Genomic DNA, 14,601 nt, shown 5'->3' on the forward strand with positions numbered 1-14,601 from the left:
GGATGCGGTCCGGCCGAGAGGACATGTGATGGCAGGACTCGACGTGCCCGATGTGCTGCGCCGCAGCGTCGCGCTCGACCTTGAGCAGCACGGACCGAGCTACCGCCGCGCGATGGACGGTTACCGCGGTCTGTTCGTGCTGTTGGTCATCGCTTACCACTTCGGCGCCAGTTGGTTGGTGGGCGGTTGGATCGGCATCAACCATTTCTTCGTCTTCTCCGGATTCCTGATCGGCACCATCCTGATCAAGGAGCGGTACAAGTACGGCGATCTGGACGTGGTGCGCTTCTACCTGCGCCGCGCGCGACGCATCGTCCCCGCGATGTGTCTGCTGGTGCTGGCGGTACTGGTCAAGGTCGCGTTCGTCGACAGCACCCCGAACCGCTCGCAGACCGCGGGTGATGCGTTCGCGACACTGACGTTCTGGCAGAACTGGCGCCTGATCGAACGCGACGACCAGTACTTCGACTACTTCAGCGATCCTTCGCCGCTGCGCCATGTGTGGACATTGTCCGTCGAGGAGCAGTTCTACCTCTTCGTTCCCTGGCTCATCCTCGGTCTGTTCGCGGTCAGCCGCCGTAAAGCCGTGCGCGTGTGGATGTTGGTCGCGCTCGCGGCCGCGAGCGCAGCCTGGACCTCCTACCTCGTCGGCCCGGGGGGCGGCTCCGGAAGCCGGCTCTACTACGGCACCGACGTTCGCATGCAGGCCCTGATCGTCGGTGTGGCCGGTGCAGCGATGTACACCGCAGCCCCCGGACGCGAGAAGTTCCGGTTGCCGCGCGGCATCACCAACGCGATCGGGTGGATCGGCACCATCGTTTCGCTCAGTGCCTTCTTCCTGCTCGACGAGCGCAGCACAGGTGCGTTCCGGTATGGCGGTCTGTTCTGTTTCGCGGTGCTCGCGGCCTTCATGGGTATCTCCGCGCTGGACACGCGCAGACTCACGATCAACCGGGTGATCGGGATTGCGCCCCTGGTCCACTTGGGACAGATCAGCTACGGGCTGTACCTGTACCACTGGCCGATCTCCTTGTGGTTGCGCTTCGACTCGTTGCCGGCGCTGGTCAACGGGTTGCTGCAGTTTTTGCTCACCTGGGTCTGCGCGGTCGCGTCCTACCGGCTGGTCGAACTGCCGATCCTGATGTACGGGCTTCGCGGCTCGGTCCGGCGTATGCTGCGCCGACGAGTACCTCGGGCCACCGGCTTCGTGACGGTGGCCGTGCTGGCCGCGATCGCGGCAGGTCTGTGGAACTCGTTGCCGCAGACAGACAGCCCGCCGTGGAACGGGCAGCCTCTGGACGCATCCGTGCGGTATGTCGCGCCGACGACCCCGGTCCGGATGGCCGTGGTCGGCGACTCGATACCCTCGTCCCTCGTCGAAGGATTCCACCGATCGAGCTATCCGGGTTTGCAGATGACCAGGTTGGCGACGTACAACGGCTGCAACCCGGTACCTGTGACCCTCGCCGTCCTGGACAAGACGATCCCTGAGGATCCTGGTTGCGCAGCCTGGCGCGAACGGTGGCCAGGGCAGGCGCGTGCCGCAGGGTCGGACGTGATCCTCGCTCCGGCCGGCCTTGCATTCCTGTTCCCGCTGCAGATCGACGGGCGCGTCGTCCAACCGGGGTCGCCGGAGGCGGGCCGCCTCCTGCTGCGCAGCCTGGACGCCTTGTACGGCCAGTTCAAGACCACCGGTGCGCGACGTCTCGACGTGGTCAACGTTCCGTGTCGAGTGCTCGAACCGGCCCAATTGCGCGGTCGTAGTGCAGAACTGGTCGGGCGTGAGCCCGTGCCGATCGACACCGCATGGGCGAACAGGTTGATCGGTGAGTGGAGGGCCCGCCACCAGGGCGACGTGTCGGTGCTCGATCTGAGCGCTCAGCTGTGTCCGGCCGGTGAATATCGGCGGACCATCAACGGTGCCCGCGTCTACAAGGACAGCATCCACTTCTCGCAGCCGGGAGCCGAACTCATCTGGAGTTGGCTGGCCCCGCAGGTCGTGCGGGTCGAGGGTTAAGCGCGCGCGCTGAGCTGCCCGAGCAGCCAACGCCACAGCGTCGGGGTGAACTCGGGGGAGAAATGCAGCCCGTCGTTGAACACGGTGATCCCGTTGATGGAATCCCGGCGTCCTTCGGGGCAGATGGCGCTGTGCAGGTCGATCAGGCGGGCGCCCGGGGTGGAGGACACCCAGCGGGCCAGGAGGCCGTTCAGTCGAACCGGATCGTTGAACTCCTCGACGTAGCCGGGTTGTTCGCGCTGCAGTTGCTGGTACTCCTGGGAGTCCGGAGCCGCTCCGAAGCGCCGACAAGGCACGTTGACCACGTCGACGGTCCGCGCTCCGTTGGCCCGTGCGGTCTGCCAGATCCGGTCGTAGGTCTGCAGGATCAATTGCTCGTACGCAGGGTTACCCAGCAGCCCCTTCGAACCGTCGGGCATCTGGTGTGCCGAGGCCAGCAACGGCGAACCCCAGACCACCAACGACGCAGCGCCGGACTCTCGCAGTCGCGCGCCCCAGGTGTTCATGTTCTGCTTGCAGGCTCCGTGCTGATCCTTGATGCCGTCGACCGACAGCAGCGGCCGGTCCAGCAGGTCGCACCCCTCGGAGGCGAGGTTGACCGGCTTCGCCTGCGGGAACAGCTTGCGCGGAAAGCGTTCGGTGAGGTACCACGGCACGGAATCGCCCAGCATCGCGAAGGCAGCAGGTGTGCCCGAGTACTCAGGTTGGGTCCGCGTGATCGCTGCTGGCATGACCGTCGTCTGCGATCCGGTCGGCGCCGCCGAGGTGGGCAGCAACACGGTGGCACACACCACCACGAAGGCGACCATGGGCGCGAAAACGGCCGCCATCGGGACCCGGAGACGAGGGAGCAGGGCCTTGATCCCACCGCGCAGCACCGGCTGCTCCAGGAATCGGTCGGACAGGTAGGCGAGCAGAGTGGAGATCGCGAAGCCGACGACTCCGGTGAGCACGACGCTGCCGGCGAGCCCGTCGGGACCCAGCAGCAAGTGAACCGGCCAGTGCCACAGATAGAGCGAGTAGGACAGCCGACCGAACCAGCGCGCGATGCGGGGTTTGAACAACTGTTTGATGGCGCTGCGACGCGGGTCGGCGAGCGACAGGATCAGCAACGCCGACCCGATGGCGCCGAAGAACATCCCGCCGCGGGTGTACATCCAGTCGGTGAACGGATCGATCATCAGGAAGAGCGCGACATTGCTCGCCAGTCCGACCCAACCGAGCACGGTGACCCACCGCAGCGGCAACCGAGGGATACCCTCCCTGGCGGTCCAGCCGAGCGCGATTCCGAGTGCGGTACCGATCAGCAGCGACGCGATGCGCGTATCGGTGCCGTAATAGAGCCGGGCGAAGCCCGTCGACTCCCGAGCGGCCAGCGCCGCCGTCCAGATCGTCGCCAGACCGGCGAGGGCCACGAGCGCCAGGACGCGTGCGGCACGGTTGCGCACCAACAGGACCAGCCCCATCACCAGGAACGGGATGACCAGGTAGTACTGCTCCTCGATTCCGAGGGTCCAGGCGTGTCGTAGCGGGGGCGCGACGAGGTGGTCGCCGAAGTATTCGTCGCTCTGGGCGATCAGCCGCCAGTTCATGACGAATCCGAGGGTGGCCAGAATGTCACCGCCCCACCGGGCGCGTAGCTCTTCCGGTGCCCATACGCAGACGTAGACGGTCACAACCGTCAACATGGCGAACAGCCCAGGCAGGATCCGTCGTCCGCGTCGCTTGTAGAAGCCCCAGACATCGATGCTTGCACGGGTCTCGCGTTCCTCGATCAACAGCCGGGTGATCAGGAAGCCGGACAGCACGAAGAACAGGTTGATCGCGATCCACATGCCGGACAGGAACGTCGCCCCGAAGTGAAAGGCCATGAACGCAGCCATGAAGACACCACGCAGGCCGTCCAGCGCCGGGCTGTGGCCGTAGTGCGATCTGCTGCGTTGCGCCATGTGGTGCTGGTCCTCCTCGATCCAGGCAGAGCCGCGGGGAAGCGCAGGTGCCCGACAGGCCTGCGACGACGTGCGACGGAACTGCGAACACGCACGTTACCCATCGGTAGGATGCCGCGTGGGTCCCAGTCGTGGGCCGTTATCCGGAAGAGAGTCTATGAACACCGCGAAGTTCTTCGATCAGTTGGCTGACGCCTTCCCCGGCGATCCGCAGACCACGGATCCTCTCGACGCGCGGTGGGCGCAGATCGCGACCGACGTCGCGGGCTATACCGGTCCCAATGAACTTGCCGTCCTTCAGGCGGCCGCCGCAGCGATGCCCGACGACGAGGCGTATCTCGAGGTCGGCACGTTCAAGGGCCGGTCGTTGTGTGCTGCCGTGCAGGACAACGCCGGCAAGGACTTCTATGCGATGGAGAACTTCCTCGAGTTCGGTATGCAGGGACTCGAAGCACGAGCCGAGCTGGAGGCGAACCTCGGGAAGTACGCGGGGCAGGCGAACGTCGTTCTGCTCGAAGGCGATTGCTTCAAGCTGATGACCGACCGGACCCTGATCGACAAGCCGGTGGGCGTGTACTTCTACGACGGGGAACACACCCTCATCTCGCACTATCTGGCGCTCGCGGTGGTGGAACCCTTGCTCGCCGACGAAGCGCTCGTGCTCATCGATGACGCCTCATGGCCGGTCGTGCAGAAGGCGCACCGCCTGTTCCTGGCCAAGCACCCCGGCTGGACGATCGAACGCACCTGGGACGCGGCACATGCGGATGACCTGCGTTGGTCGAACGGTCTGCACGCACTGGTGTTCCGCCGTCCGGCAGGTACCGGACGAGCGCTGTCCAAGAGGGACGAGGCGCTGCGGCTTTACCAGACGAAGATTCAGGACCGCGTCAACACGGTGGCCTGGAAGGCCGTCAACAAGTTTCCCGGGTTGTTCCGTGCCGGGGCGAAGGTCTTCCTGTCACGCTCACGGGCCATCGGCGAGGACAAGTAGCTCCGGACGGGCACCGTCCGGCGGTCGGCGCCCGCGTAGCACGCGCAGCAGACCCGCAACTGCGATCAGGAGTGCCCCCGCCAGGCAGACTCCGACGATCTGACCGGGGCTCTCGTGTGCCCAAAGCCAGATCGTCGCGCTCTGCACCCCGACGACCACCCAGGTGAGTGCACCGAGGACACCGGAGTCCGTGCTCATCTCCGAGAACAACCACACCTGCGCCAGAGCCCACGCGATTCCGAGCACGACACAGATGAGCGCCAGAGAGCCGTACTCGGTGAACTCAGCGCCTCCGGCCAGAGTGATGAACAACCCGGGGTCGACGGCGATGAGGGCAGTGCCGCACAACCCGATGGTCAGGACCAACAGACTGGCTCTCAGCAGTGTCCGCGTGGGATTGGTGCCGTGCATCCGGGGCACGATGATGAGCGCGACGAACTGCGTGCCCCAACACATCGCGCGACCGAAGGTGGACGCCAGGGCGTAACCACCGCTTTCGTGCGGGTCGAGGAAGTGCCGCGCGAGCAGGACGTCGATGTTGGTCAGCGCCACGTACGCGGCGAGGGTGCTGTTCGAGCGCAGCATCTCACCGGTGAGTCCGTGGGCTGATCGCGGCAACGACCGCAGATCGGTTCGTGTCAGCCAGGCGCCGGTCGCGGCCGACACGAGCGTGGCCAGGAACATCGCCGCGAACACGTCGCGTACCGAGAACGCGAACATGGCAGCGACTGCTGCCGCGAGGACCCGGCTCACCGCCGTGACCAGGTAGAGAATCGACAACTGGCGTAGGCGTTGGCGACCCAGCAGGATGCCCTGGAAACATCCGGTGAGCATCATGGGCGGCAACATCGCTGCGAGGAAGACCGCGGACCAGGTGGAACCCACGTGGAAGATCTCGACCAGCCACGGGGCGAGCACTGTCGTGATTGCGAAGAACACGACTCCCAGCAAGGCAGCCGATCCGATGCCCGAGGTCCCTCGCAACCCGGTATCGGCCCAGCCGCTGGACAGCCGTCGGGCGACCACGATCTGGAACGCGCCCGCAGGAATCGCCAACAGGACGCCGTAGGTGGACAAAGCGGTGTAGCCGCCGAAGTCGGCCGGACCCAGTGAGCGGGTCAACAGCAGCACCATCAAGTAGCCGAGCAGGTTCGACAGCCCCATCGCAAGTCCCAGGACGGCCGCCAACGCCTGATGGCGGTAACCCTTGGTGGCTGGATTCTTCACCGTGTCCTAGGCATGTGGTCGACCCGATCCGCACGTGATCGGGCAGTGATGGGAGATGACAGGGCAAGCATCGTGGCGATGCGCTGTGACCTAGGTTACCGGGCAGTTATATTGGTGAACCGATTTGTCCGAGGACGCCCGCCGCGGCGTTGACGCCGACCGTGCGGAGCGAAACCGAGTGCGACCCAGAATCAGCCGCTACGCCTGTGCGTGCGTGGCGTCGGTCGTGGGTCTGGCGCTGATCGTCGCCCTGAACGGCTTCGGATCCTTCTACACCGACATCAAGCCCGAGGTCTACCTGGCACCCTGGGACACCCTCGCGCGCTACCTCAGTGGCTGGACGGCGTCCCCTTACCTCGGCTCGGCGAACTTCAACGTGGGACTCGTCCCCGTCCTGCTGGTCGTCGGACTGCTGCGCGCCGTGGGGATGAATCCCGAGTGGGCCTTCAAGGTGTTCCACTTCGGGCTGTGGCTGTCGGCGGCATGGGGCGCCAACCGTCTGGTGCGGCTGCTCGCACCACGAGCCTCACGCTGGGCGGGCCTGGTCGCCGGCATCGTGTACCTGGCCAATCCGTACCAGATCCAGGCCGGCGTCACCCTCGCCATCCTGCTGCCGATGGCTCTTCTGCCCTGGCTGCTGATCACCTTCGTCCACGCCGTCCGTCATCCGCGAAGCTGGGCCTGGCCGGCAGCCTTCGGTCTCGTCTTCTTCGGCATGAGTGGAATGAACGTGGCCGTCGTTCCGCTGCTCCAGTTGGCCGCGCTGATCCCGATCCTCCTCGTCGCCCGCTTCGCGTGGCGCGCGAGGATCAGCGATCTGGCTGTGGTCACGGCCAAGTGTGCGGCCTTCGTGGTGGGGGTCTCGCTGTACTGGTTGGTCCCCGCGCGAGCTGCGCTCACCACCGGACGCCAGATCGTCATGCAGTCCGAGACGCTGGACGGCATCGCGAAGGTGTCCTCGTTCCCGGAGGTGCTGCGCGGCCTGGGCATGTGGCCGTTGTACGGGACGGATTCCAGCGGTCCGTGGGTGCCGCAACACGCGATCTTCCTCGTCGGCACGTTCGTGGTGCTGCTGACGATGTTGTGGCCCACGCTTTCTGCGTTGGCGTTGCGATACCTGCCCGGTGACGTACGCGGGATGGTCGTGGGGTGGATCGCGCTCGCGGCTGTGGTCATGGTCGGGATGTTCCCGGGTCCCGGACGCGAGGAGTCACCATTCGGTCGAGTGCTCGGAGAAGTTCTCCAGAATCCGGCGGCCTCCGCCTTCCGCACCACCAACAAGGTGGGTGCGGTGTTGGCGCTGGGGTTCGCGGTCGCGCTCGGCCTCGCCGCAGAACACTGGGCACGAGCCGTCCAACGGCGCGGCTGGGCCGCGCCGTTGGTTTTCGCGATGGTGTCCGTGCTGCTCACCGCGTGGGCGTTGCCTGCCCTGACCGGGCGCCTCTACACCTCACAGATGAACATCCCCGGCTACTGGCACGAGGCCGCACGGGCCGCCGACAAGGGGCATCCGAGTTCTCGGGTGTTGTTCCTACCCGGTCAGGTGCGGCCCACCTACCGGTGGACGGCGCAGCGTCCGGACGATCTGCCGAACTCGCTGCTGAAGCGTGACGCGGTCCTGCCGGAGACCAGTCCCAACGCTTCGGCTCCGGGCGGAAATTACCTCGCGGCGGTGAACGATGCTCTGCAGAGTGCGGGTACCCCGGCGAACGCAATCTCGAGTTATGCCCGCTACCTCGGTGCGGATCGCGTGCTGGTGCGTCACGACACGGTGTGGGAGCAGGACGGCGGAGCTCGGCCCGGCTTGGTGGATCGGGTCATCAGTGTCGACCCAGGCCTGTTCGGCCGGGCGAACTTCGGTGAGCCGGGTGAGTTCGTCTTCGGACGCGGCACCGACGCCTATTCCTACGGAGAGGCGTTGATGCATCCGGTTCAGTTGTACGACGTCCGCGACCCGGTCACGGCAGTGCGGGCGACGAGCGACAACCGGTCGATCGTCGTCGCGGGTGACGCGTGGTCGATCGGACGGTTGGCCGCCGACGGATTGTTGTCGACCCAGCCCAGTTTCCGTTATGCCGCCGATCTCACCGTCGGTGACCTGTTGCACCAACTCGGTCAGCGGCACGCGCTGGTCATCACCGACACGAATGCGCGTCGCGCGGCGATTCCCAACCGGCTCACGAACGGCGAAGGGTCCTTGTTGGCCGCCGACGAGACGGCGAAGAACATGCGCGCGCTCGGCACCCCGGACGACCAGACGGTCGCTGTCCGTTCAGGTGCGATCGTCACGGCGAGCGCGCGCGGCGGCACCTTCTTCGACGTTCCCTCGGCGGCACCGGAGAACCTCCTCGACGCAGATCCCGACACCTCGTGGTTGTTCGGTGACTTCGGCCGTGCGGTCGGTCAGTACGCCACCGTGCGCCAGCCGACCCCAATACGTCTGGGCACAGTGAAGGTGCAGCAGGCACAACTCGGCTCGGCCCGGATCGACCGGCTTTCGGTCACGGCCGGGGGACGCACGATCACCCATCGCCTGCCGGACAAGGGCTACGCGTCCTTCGACTTCGGCGATCTGACCACCGACACGGTCCGCTTCACCGTCGCCGGCACACGTGGTGACGGATACAACATGGTCGGCTTGTCCGACGTGAAGATGGCAGGCGCCCTGGCGATCCGCACCGCCCGCACACCGCTGACCTACCAGTCATTGCATGCACGCCTGACTCCGGCGCAGCAACAGGCGTTCGCCCGAACGCCGCTGGATGTCACCCTCGCTCGCCAGCAGGGCACCGCGTCCACGGCGGACGATCCGGAGAAGGTCTTCCGGCGGATCGTGACATTGCCCGACGAGCGCAGCTTCACTGCGAGGGCGACGGTGCGGACCAAGGGCGATGTAGAGACCGCATACGACGACGTAGCCGGGTACAGCCGATCGACACGCGCCACGTCGTCCGACTTCTACTTCCACAACGCGGACGCCCGCGCGTCCATGGCCGTCGACGGCAAGTCGTCCACCGCCTGGATGCCCGGAGGAGGTACCGACGGGTCGTGGTGGCAACTCACCGGGTCGCGGCGCCCCGTCTCGTCGGTCACGATCGACCAGGCGGAAGGGTTCGGTGCCCAGAACAACACCGACTGGGCCGGCTGGGCGACGGTGACCGTCGACGGCAAGAAGGTGGTCGACCAGTACAAGCTTCGGCAGGACGGGCGCACGACCATCAAGTTCCCCGAGGTCGACGGGCGAACGGTTCGGGTCACCTTCAAGGCCGCCATCGGACGGCGCGACGGCCCACCCCCAAGATTCACCACGATCGACACCGGCGCCCGGATGGCGCAGGACCAGCCCGGACCGCTGGACTCGGCAGGCAGTTCAGGCGGGCGTTGTCTGACGGTCGGAACCGTCGACGGTCAACCCCTGCGGATGCGACCGGCGACGAAGTCGATCGCCGGAGAGAGTGAGCAGGCAACATCCTGGGCGGCATGCGCACCGCTGAGCCTCGGTGCCGGTGAGCATCGCATCGAACAGGCCGCCGGCTTCGTCGTCGACTCCATGACCCTGACCGACCGGCAGGATCGCGTGCGGGTGCGCACCACGGATCCGGTCGTCAAGATCACGAAGGACACGCCGTCCTCGAAGGCGATGACCGTCGCCGCGTCGGGCCCCTTCAACGTGATTCTCGGTCAGAGTTACGACGCCCGCTGGAAAGCGACCGCCAACGGTCGCGACCTCGGGGCTCCGACCACGCTCGACGGATACTCCACGGGATGGCGGGTTCCGGCCGGTGGCCGGTACGAGATCGAGATGCGGTTCGGGCCGCAGATGTGGTCGAACATTGCGGCCGGTGCATCGGGTCTCGTCCTGATCGTCGCGCTGATGTCCGTGGTGCTGGCCGCACGGAGAAAGCGGCTGTTCGCCGACGACGTCATGCCGACCGATGTTCGGACGAAGCAGGTTCCGCGCTGGTCGAAGGAAGCCGGTGCTGTGCTCGTGGCGGGCTTCGCCGTCGGGTGGCCGGGTCTGGTCGCGGCTGCGCTGGTCGTGGCGCTCCAACGCCTGCGTCCGGTCCCACCCAGGCATCTGTTGTCCGTCGGTGCCGGGCTGATGTTCGCCGCGGTCCCGCTCTACCTGTGGGTGATCGGGGACAAGCGAGGCACCGTGAGCGCGGACGCGGTGGCGCTCAGTCTCTGGCCGCATCGGCTGGCCGGATTCGGTCTCGTTGTCGTGTTGCTCGCGGCATTGTCGATGCGCGGTTCTGCTGCGGAACCCGAGCGGGGCGGGCCGGGCCGCAGCACGATCTCACCGGACGCGAACAACCGGTCCGATACAGCAGCCGGTACTTCACCGGCAACCGAACGGGAAGGAACACCGGCATGAATGATCGCTCGGTCGGCAACGCCATGGTGACGGTGGTCGTTCCTACCCGCAACAACGAGCGCACGATCGAAGAATGTCTGAAGTCGGTTGTCGCGCAGACCTATCGGCCGCTCGAACTCATCGTCGTCGACAACCACAGCACGGACGCGACACCGCAGATCGCGGCACGGTACGCCGACCGGGTGCTCACCGGTGGCCCGGAGCGCTCCGCCCAGCGCAATCTCGGCATAGAGCAGGCAGTCGGGGAGTGGGTGCTCTGGCTGGACAGCGACATGATCCTGCCGCCGCAGAGCATCGCAGTCGCCGTGCGGACGGCTCTCGACACCGGCGCCGACGGGGTGGCGCTGCCCGAGCGCACCATCGGTGAAGGCTTCTGGACGGCGTGCCGCGCGCTGGAACGTGAGTGCTACCTCGATCAACCGTGGCTGCACAATCCTCGTCTGCTGCGCCGCGACTTCCTGCTCGGCGACGGCGGGTTCCATCTCGACATGTCCGGCCCCGAGGACGCCGACCTGCGGATGCGAATGCTCGCGGCCGGCGCCAGGATCGAACTCGCGCCGGTCGTGATCGACCACGACGAGGGACGTCTGACGCTGCGTGACGTGATGAGCAAGCGCTACTACTACGGGCGCTCCATCCCTGCGTTCGCCCAGCAGCACGAAGGAGCCGTCGGTGCACAGGGCAAGGCGCTGATCAAGGCGTACGTCGACAATCGTGCCCGGCTGACGCGCGACCCCCAGCATGCTGCCGGGATGGTCGCGCTGCGTTCGATGGAGGTCGTCGGATACACCCTCGGCGCACGGCGCGGACGCCGTGATCGAGCACGTGACCGGGCAGCAACCGGCTCATGACCCGCCGGTTGCTCTGGGTCTCGCTGCCCGACCAGCGGGCACGGCGCGAGTTGTACTGGATGTCGCGAATGCCCGACACGAAGGTCACCGCGCTCGCCGCCCAGGAGCCGGTGGGCGACATCACCTGGGTGCCGTCGACCTATCGTCGCCCGATCAAACGCTTCATCGAGGCCGGCGCGTTCGCGTGGGTCGACGGGCTGGAACGTCAGCCGGCGTCCGAGTACGACTGGGTCACCAGCCTCGAGCTGTGTTCGCTGGTCACCGGCCAGGCGTCGAAGTACCGTCGGCGCGCATCCGGGAGGGTGAAGCAGGCGGTGATCACGTGGGAGAACATGCCCTACCAGCCCCTGTACAGGGTGCCACCGTACAAGCAGGCACTGGAATCCGCACGGGGCGCCGACCTGCTGTTGTGCATGGTCGACGCGGCACGGGATCACCTGCTGCTCAACGGTTTTACCGATGAACAGATCCGGGTCGTCAAACCCGGTGTCGACACCGAGATCTTCCGCCCACGGCGCGACGGTGCGGACCGTCCGCAGATCGTCTTCACCTCGCCGCTGGCCGAGAACAAGGGGATCGACCGGGTGCTGGAGGCCTTGCAGATCGTCCGACGCAGTGTCCCCGAGGCCACCTTGGTGGTGGCAGGTCAGGGGCCGCTTCGTCCGCTGGTCGAGAAAGCGGCGGCCGACCCTTCCAATGGGGTGAGCCTCGCCGGACAACTGGACGCTCATGGCGTGGCCGACCTGTTGGCGAGTTCGGCTGTGTTCTGCACCGCCCCCCGCCCGACCTGGAAGTGGTCGGAGCAGCTGGGCCTGGCCTATCTCGAAGCGCAGGCGACCGGTCTGCCGGTGGTCACCACCCGCTGCGGCACCAACGACGAAGCCGTCCACGCACCCAACCTGCTGGTGGACGACGACGCGGAGGCGCTGGCCGACGGACTGCTCCGCTTCCTGCAGGACACCGCGCTGCGCACCTCGGTCGGTGCGCACAACCGCGCGCGGATGCTCGCCGAGCACGACCTCGCGACCCAGTGCGCGCGTATGGGTGACGCGTTCGCCGACGTCGAACGGTCCTGAATCATGTTCTCCCACAAGGGGACCGGCCGCACGGACCGAAAGACTTGGCTCGGCGCTCTCGTCGGATTGATCTGTGGGGTCCTCGCTCTCGGCCCGGCGATCAAACCCGGCTACTTGCTGTTCTACGACATGGTGTTCGTACCGCGTCTCGACCTCAGTGAGCGCACGCTCGGCACCGACGGATCCGTCCCGCGCGCGGTTCCGGGCGACCTGGTGGTCTCGCTCCTGTCGCACCTTGCCCCAGGGTGGGTCGTCCAGAAGGTGGTGCTCCTGCTCGTGTTCGTGGGTGTCGCGGCCGGAGCCGCCTCGTTCTTCCGCAGCCGCACAGGAGCCGTCGCGGCTGCCGTCGCAGCCGCCTGGAATCCGTATGTGGGGGAGCGACTCGCCATCGGTCACTGGGGATTCCTGCTCGCGTACGCATGTCTGCCGTTCCTGGTGCGCGCGGTGTTGTCGTACCGCCGGACGGAGGACGGGGCTCGTTTCCGCCTGCTGCTGTGGATACTCCTGACCGCGCTCACCGGCAGCACCGGTGCGGTCATCGGTCTGCTCACCACGGTCGCCGCCTTGCTCGTCCCGGTGGACGAGGCATCGCCGCGTGAACGACTGCGCACGGCGATGCTGCCCCTCGGCGCCTTCGTCGTCGTGAACTCCGCCTGGTGGTTCCCCTTCCTGTTCCTGGCGCCACGGGACGCGGCCGATCCGGCAGGCGTGACGGCGTTCATGTCTCGGTCCGACACCCCGCTCGGGGTCGTGCTGTCGGTGTTCACCGGGGGCGGGATCTGGAACGAGGGAGTCTGGTTCGCCGACCGACGCTCGCTCCCCGTCGCGGTCGCGGCGACCCTGGCGGTCGCCTTCGTCCTGGTCGTTGCCTGGCGGGCAGTCACGCGACCCGATCATCGGACGGCGCAGCAGCTCGAGCGACGCGCAGCTGTGTCGGCGGCCTGCCTGGCCGGGGGAGTAGGCCTGTTCATCGCCTGCGCTGCGGCCCTGCCCGGGGGCGAGGCAGTGATGACCTGGATCGTCACGTCCGTGCCGGGGGGTGGCTTGCTGCGCGACTCGCAGAAATTCATCGCGCCGTGGATGGTCGCCGTCGCCGTCGCGTCCGGGATCAGCGCCGAACGTCTGACCGGGCTCGCGCGTGCCGCCGGCGCGGCGGGGGCCGTCAGGGTGGCATTGGCCGCCGCGTTGGCGCTGTGGCCGGTGGCGACCTTCGCCGGCTTGGCCTTCGGTGCGGGTGGGCGTTGGCACGCCGTGGACTATCCGGCGGGTCATCTACGGATGGCACAACGGATCGAGAGCCTGTCCCCAGGGAAGGTGGCGGTCTTCCCGTGGAATCTGTACCGGCGCTACAGCTGGAATCACGACGTCGTCACCCTGGACCCTTGGCAGCGCCTCGTCGGCCGCGAGGTGCTTGTCAACGACGACCTGCCGTTGTCCGATCGGGTGGTCCGCGGCGAGTCCACCGAGTCCGCCCGGATCACTGCGGCTGTGTCGGCCGGTGCTCCTGGTGGCATCGAGCGGGACTTGCGCCGCGCCGGTGTCCGGTACGTCCTCGTCCAGATCGATCAGCCGGCGGTGCGCAGCTTCGACCCTGTTGGACGAACGCCGAGCGCGTCCGAACCGGGGCTACGCCTGTACGAGTTGCCAGGTGTAGCGACGGCACCGACCGAGCGTCCGCCGTGGCGCTGGAGCGGAATTGTCGGCCCGGTGGTGGGCGTCGCAGCGGTCCTCGTGACGGGGTTCGCAGATCGTCGAGCACGGGCGCGAACGCGCGGGTAACATTTCGCAGACAACCGCCCGGCACCCTGGTAACCTGTCGACTTGACAGAGTCCCGAATCGCCGACGGGCGATCCGAGAAAGATGGGTGTGGAATCGCATGAGCGCCACTACGAACAACAACAACGACGGCGGCAAGAAGGCTGCCTGGAACATCGTCGGTGCGATCGCCGGCGCGTTGCTCGCAGCAGTCGCGATCTTCGGCCTCGTGCAGCAGCAGTCCTCCGTCAGCCAGCCGCAGACCTACAAGGCGCAGATCAACTACGACCAGTGACCTGAGTAGCTGAATCTTCGAGGCCGGCCACCCGCATCAGCGGGTGGTCGGCCTCGTTCGC

At 66.9% G+C, this 14,601-nt stretch carries 9 protein-coding genes; 7 read left to right on the forward strand and 2 right to left on the reverse strand.

Features of this window, described 5'->3' with window-relative positions:
- The first annotated feature begins 28 nt into the window (after positions 1–28).
- A complete protein-coding gene (locus EU513_RS06440; protein WP_129625066.1) occupies positions 29–2,017 on the forward strand; it encodes an acyltransferase family protein in 1,989 nt (662 codons plus the stop codon).
- Here EU513_RS06440 and EU513_RS06445 read toward each other — a convergent pair.
- Complete coding sequence (locus EU513_RS06445) at positions 2,014–3,966, reverse strand: acyltransferase (protein ID WP_129625067.1); 1,953 nt, start codon at positions 3,964–3,966, stop codon at positions 2,014–2,016. The two genes, EU513_RS06440 and EU513_RS06445, sit on opposite strands and share 4 nt — an antisense overlap.
- A 157-nt stretch (positions 3,967–4,123) precedes the next feature.
- Here EU513_RS06445 and EU513_RS06450 point away from each other — a divergent pair, with 157 nt between their 5' ends.
- Entirely contained in the window at positions 4,124–4,960 is an 837-nt protein-coding gene (locus EU513_RS06450) for a class I SAM-dependent methyltransferase (protein ID WP_129625068.1), read from the forward strand.
- Here the strand turns inward: EU513_RS06450 and EU513_RS06455 are convergent.
- Positions 4,934–6,187, reverse strand: a complete 1,254-nt coding sequence (locus EU513_RS06455; protein ID WP_129625069.1) for an oligosaccharide flippase family protein — start codon at positions 6,185–6,187, stop codon at positions 4,934–4,936. The genes EU513_RS06450 and EU513_RS06455 overlap by 27 nt on opposite strands.
- 214 nt (positions 6,188–6,401) lie before the next feature.
- Here EU513_RS06455 and EU513_RS06460 point away from each other — a divergent pair, with 214 nt between their 5' ends.
- The 5 genes from EU513_RS06460 (at position 6,402) to EU513_RS06480 (ending at position 14,540) form a co-directional block, all read left to right on the forward strand.
- Entirely contained in the window at positions 6,402–10,562 is a 4,161-nt protein-coding gene (locus tag EU513_RS06460) for an alpha-(1->3)-arabinofuranosyltransferase family protein (RefSeq protein ID WP_168990173.1), read from the forward strand.
- Positions 10,559–11,413: a glycosyltransferase family A protein gene (locus tag EU513_RS06465; RefSeq protein WP_129625071.1), complete on the forward strand. Its 855-nt coding sequence runs from the start codon at positions 10,559–10,561 to the stop codon at positions 11,411–11,413. The genes EU513_RS06460 and EU513_RS06465 overlap by 4 nt, the downstream gene beginning before the upstream one ends.
- Positions 11,410–12,489, forward strand: coding sequence for a glycosyltransferase family 4 protein (locus tag EU513_RS06470; protein ID WP_129625072.1), 1,080 nt, complete (start codon positions 11,410–11,412; stop codon positions 12,487–12,489). Before EU513_RS06465 ends, EU513_RS06470 begins: the two co-directional genes overlap by 4 nt.
- Positions 12,490–12,492: 3 nt before the next feature.
- The gene (locus EU513_RS06475) at positions 12,493–14,268 is read left to right on the forward strand and encodes a hypothetical protein (protein ID WP_129625073.1); all 1,776 of its coding nucleotides are present in this window, start codon (positions 12,493–12,495) and stop codon (positions 14,266–14,268) included.
- Positions 14,269–14,366: 98 nt separating this feature from the next.
- Entirely contained in the window at positions 14,367–14,540 is a 174-nt protein-coding gene (locus EU513_RS06480; protein ID WP_129625074.1) for a DUF2613 family protein, read from the forward strand.
- Positions 14,541–14,601: the final 61 nt, after the last annotated feature.

Origin of the sequence: Yimella sp. RIT 621 (assembly GCF_004146205.1) — a bacterium.
Taxonomy (GTDB): domain Bacteria; phylum Actinomycetota; class Actinomycetes; order Actinomycetales; family Dermatophilaceae; genus Yimella; species Yimella lutea.

Excerpts from the sequence above, each read along its gene's own strand:
- EU513_RS06440 (WP_129625066.1), top strand. The coding sequence starts at position 29 with ATGGCAGGACTCGACGTGCCCGATGTGCTGCGCCGCAGCGTCGCGCTC.
- EU513_RS06445 (WP_129625067.1), bottom strand. The coding sequence starts at position 3,966 with ATGGCGCAACGCAGCAGATCGCACTACGGCCACAGCCCGGCGCTGGAC.
- EU513_RS06450 (WP_129625068.1), top strand. The coding sequence starts at position 4,124 with ATGAACACCGCGAAGTTCTTCGATCAGTTGGCTGACGCCTTCCCCGGC.
- EU513_RS06465 (WP_129625071.1), top strand. The coding sequence starts at position 10,559 with ATGAATGATCGCTCGGTCGGCAACGCCATGGTGACGGTGGTCGTTCCT.
- EU513_RS06470 (WP_129625072.1), top strand. The coding sequence starts at position 11,410 with ATGACCCGCCGGTTGCTCTGGGTCTCGCTGCCCGACCAGCGGGCACGG.
- EU513_RS06475 (WP_129625073.1), top strand. The coding sequence starts at position 12,493 with ATGTTCTCCCACAAGGGGACCGGCCGCACGGACCGAAAGACTTGGCTC.
- EU513_RS06480 (WP_129625074.1), top strand. The coding sequence starts at position 14,367 with ATGAGCGCCACTACGAACAACAACAACGACGGCGGCAAGAAGGCTGCC.